Origin of the sequence: Clostridium sp. (genome assembly GCF_029258205.1) — a bacterium.
Lineage (GTDB): Bacteria > Bacillota > Clostridia > Clostridiales > Clostridiaceae > Sarcina.
On sequence record NZ_JARHZJ010000027.1, the window covers coordinates 1 to 4032 of the forward strand.

General features: G+C 33.5%; 2 protein-coding genes and 1 pseudogene. All 3 read right to left on the reverse strand.

Annotated elements, in window-relative coordinates:
- A pseudogene (locus Q1J60_RS04110) lies at positions 1–72 on the reverse strand (30S ribosomal protein S12); the annotation flags it as partial.
- Positions 73–129: 57 nt separating this feature from the next.
- The gene (locus Q1J60_RS04115) at positions 130–369 is read right to left on the reverse strand and encodes a ribosomal L7Ae/L30e/S12e/Gadd45 family protein (RefSeq protein WP_300258852.1); all 240 of its coding nucleotides are present in this window, start codon (positions 367–369) and stop codon (positions 130–132) included.
- 112 nt (positions 370–481) lie between these two features.
- Positions 482–4018, reverse strand: coding sequence for a DNA-directed RNA polymerase subunit beta' (rpoC, locus tag Q1J60_RS04120; RefSeq protein ID WP_300258855.1), 3537 nt, complete (start codon positions 4016–4018; stop codon positions 482–484).
- Between the last annotated feature and the right edge of the window lie 14 nt (positions 4019–4032).

Consider the following 4032-nt stretch of genomic DNA (forward strand, 5'->3'; position numbering starts at 1 on the left):
AAGAGCTGGTGCAGTTGATTTTGATGCTACTGTTTTTCTGCCTTTTCTTACTAATTGGCTTATAGTTGGCATACTTTCACCTCCTGATAAATTATTTAACTATCTATATAAATTTTAGATGTTAACACTCTAATCTAAGATTAATGCTGCAGCTGATTTTACATCTATACCACACATTTCTCCTAGGATTTTCATGTTTTTAACATGTTTTACTTCAATTCCACATTTCTCTGCTAATTTTACCAATGGAGTAAGCATTTTATCGTTAGCATTTTTTGCAACATATAAAACTCTTCCTTCACCGTTTTTCATAGCTTTCGTGGACTGTTTTATGCCAATAACTTTTTTTCCTAAAAGTCTGTCTACCATAAGATTACCTCCATTGTAAATAATCATGTAGACAAGTTAATCCCTTAGTACTTTGCTAATCACACAAACTGTATTTTATCATTTAAGAATACTACTGTCAACAAAATTAATCTTATTCTTCAATATCAATTATTGTTTCAGTCTCTTCATTACTGTTTTCAGTATTTAATTTTAATGATCTATACTTCATCATACCTGTACCTGCTGGAATTAACTTACCAATTATAACATTTTCTTTTAATCCAACAAGAGGATCAATTTTTCCTTTGATTGCTGCATCAGTAAGAACTCTTGTTGTTTCTTGGAATGATGCTGCTGATAAGAAACTATCTGTAGCAAGAGCTGCTTTAGTAATACCAAGAAGAACTATATCTCCTTCAGCTTTTTCTCCTCCAAAGCTTTCAACTCTTTCATTTTCAGCTCTGAAATCGAACATATCAATCATTACACCTGGTAATAGATTAGTATCACCTTGCTCTGTTACTTTTATCTTTCTAGTCATTTGTCTAACTACAACTTCTAAGTGCTTATCGTTGATATCAACCCCTTGAAGTCTGTAAACTTTTTGAACTTCTGAAAGTAAGTATTCTCTTGCACCATCAACACCTTTAATGCTCATGATATCATGTGGATTAACTGAACCTTCTGTTATTTCATCTCCAGCTCCAATAGCTATACCATCTTTAACTTTTAATCTTGATCCAAATGGTATATCATAGCTATATTCTTCTCCTGAATCAGTAACAACATAAACTGTTCTCTTCTTCTTAGTTTCTTCTATTCTTACAGTACCTGCAACTTCACTTACAATAGCCAATCCTTTTGGTTTTCTTGCTTCGAACAACTCTTCAACCCTTGGAAGACCTTGAGTTATATCTGCTCCAGCAACTCCACCTGTATGGAATGTTCTCATTGTAAGCTGTGTTCCTGGTTCTCCAATTGACTGAGCAGCTACGATACCAACAGCTTCACCAATATTAATTTTATATGATGTTGCCATATTCATACCATAACATTTAGTACATACTCCAACCTTAGAATCACATGTAAATACTGATCTTATTTTTACTTTTTGAATTCCAGTATCAGCTATTTTTTCAGCTAAAATTGGATCCATATAAGTATCTTTTTCAGCTAAAAGTTCTCCAGTTTCAGGATGGAAAACATCTTCTGCAGTATATCTTCCTGTTAATCTTTCAGCTAATTGCTCAACTACTTCTGAACCTTCTTTTATTTCTTCAACGTAAATACCATTTTCAGTTCCACAATCATGTTCTCTTACTATAACATCCTGGCTTACATCAACAAGTCTTCTTGTTAAATAACCTGAATCAGCAGTCTTAAGTGCTGTATCGGCATTACCTTTTCTAGCTCCATGAGTAGATATGAAGTACTCTAATACATCAAGCCCTTCTCTAAATGATGCTCTGATTGGTAATTCTATGATTTTACCTGATGGACTTGCCATAAGCCCTCTCATACCAGCTAATTGTTTAATCTGTGACTTAGATCCTCTGGCTCCTGAGTCTGCCATCATGAATATTGGATTAAACTTATCCAAGCTATTCATTAATGTATCCGCAACTTCCTCGGTAGTTTCAGTCCATTTTTCTATAACTCTTTCATATCTTTCATCTTCAGATATAAGACCTCTTCTATACATTTTTTCAATCTTATCTACAGTTTCATCAGCTTCTTTTAATAGTTCATATTTCTTTTGAGGAACTATCATATCTGAAGCAGCAACTGTAACAGCTCCAATTGATGAATAATGATATCCTGTTGCTTTTATGTTATCAAGCATTATTGAAGTCTTAGTTGGACCATGTTTTAAGTAACATTTATCTATTATTTTTCCTAATGACTTTTTAGTTATTAAGAAATCTATTTCTAAATTAAACATTTCCTCAGGATTTTCTCTATTTACAAACCCTAAATCTTGAGGTATACATTCATTGAATATTATAAATCCTGGAGTTGTTTTGATTATTCCTGACTTAAGCTCTCCGTTTATTTCCTTAGTAACTTTAACATTAATCTTAGCATGAATATCAACTTCTTTTAATTCATATGCCATTATTACTTCATCAAATGATGAGAAGTATTTTCCTTCACCTTTAGCTCCATCTTTATCCATTGTCAAATAATATGAACCAAGAACCATATCCTGAGTAGGTACACAAACTGGTCTACCATCTGAAGGTTTCATTATATTACCTGCTGCAAGCATTAAGAATCTAGCTTCCGCTTGAGCTTCAACTGATAAAGGAACGTGAACAGCCATTTGATCTCCATCAAAGTCAGCATTGTATGCTGTACATACAAGTGGATGAAGTTTTATAGCTCTACCTTCAACTAATACCGGCTGAAATGCTTGAATACCTAGTCTATGTAGAGTAGGTGCTCTGTTTAGTAATACTGGATGGTCTGCGATAACTTCTTCAAGTACATCCCATACTTGTGGCATTACTCTTTCAACCATTCTCTTAGCACTCTTTATATTATGAGCAACTCCGTCTTCAACTAATTTCTTCATAACGAAAGGCTTAAATAATTCTAAAGCCATTTCTTTTGGAAGACCACATTGATACATTTTTAATTCAGGACCAACAACTATAACCGATCTTCCTGAATAATCAACTCTCTTACCAAGAAGGTTTTGTCTGAATCTTCCTTGTTTACCTTTAAGCATATCTGATAATGATTTAAGAGGTCTGTTTCCAGGACCAGTTACAGGTCTTCCTCTTCTACCATTATCTATTAAAGCATCTACAGCCTCTTGAAGCATTCTCTTTTCATTTCTAACTATTATGTCAGGAGCTCCAAGATCTAATAACTTCTTAAGTCTGTTATTTCTATTTATAACTCTTCTGTATAAATCATTTAAATCTGAAGTAGCGAATCTACCCCCATCTAATTGAACCATAGGTCTTAAATCAGGTGGTATAACTGGTATCACATCTACTACCATCCATTCAGGTTTATTTCCTGATGATTTGAATGATTCTACAACTTCTAATCTTCTTATTATCCTAACTTTCTTTTGACCTGTGCTTTGCTTTAATTCTTCTTTAAGCTCAGCGGTAGTTCTTTCTAAGTCTATTTCTGATAATAAAGTTTTTATAGCTTCTGCACCCATTCCAGCTACAAAACTCTCTTCACCATATTTGTCACAAGCTTCTCTATACTCTTTCTCATTAAGAAGTTGTTTCTTTAATAATGAAGTTTCTTTTGGGTCTATAACTATATATGATGCAAAATATAGAACTTTTTCTAAAGCTCTTGGTGACATATCAAGGATTAATCCCATTCTTGAAGGTATTCCTTTGAAATACCATATATGAGATACTGGCGCAGCTAATTCAATGTGAGCCATTCTCTCTCTTCTAACTTTAGATTTAGTTACTTCAACACCACATCTGTCACATACAATACCTTTATATCTAACTCTTTTGTATTTTCCACAGTGACATTCCCAGTCTTTTATAGGTCCGAATATTCTTTCACAGAATAATCCGTCTCTCTCAGGTTTTAATGTTCTATAGTTAATAGTTTCAGGTTTCTTTACTTCTCCTCTAGACCACTCTCTAATTTGTTCTGGAGATGCTAACCCGATTTGTAAAGCATCAAAATTATTTAATTCGAACAAGGGTGTGTCCTCCC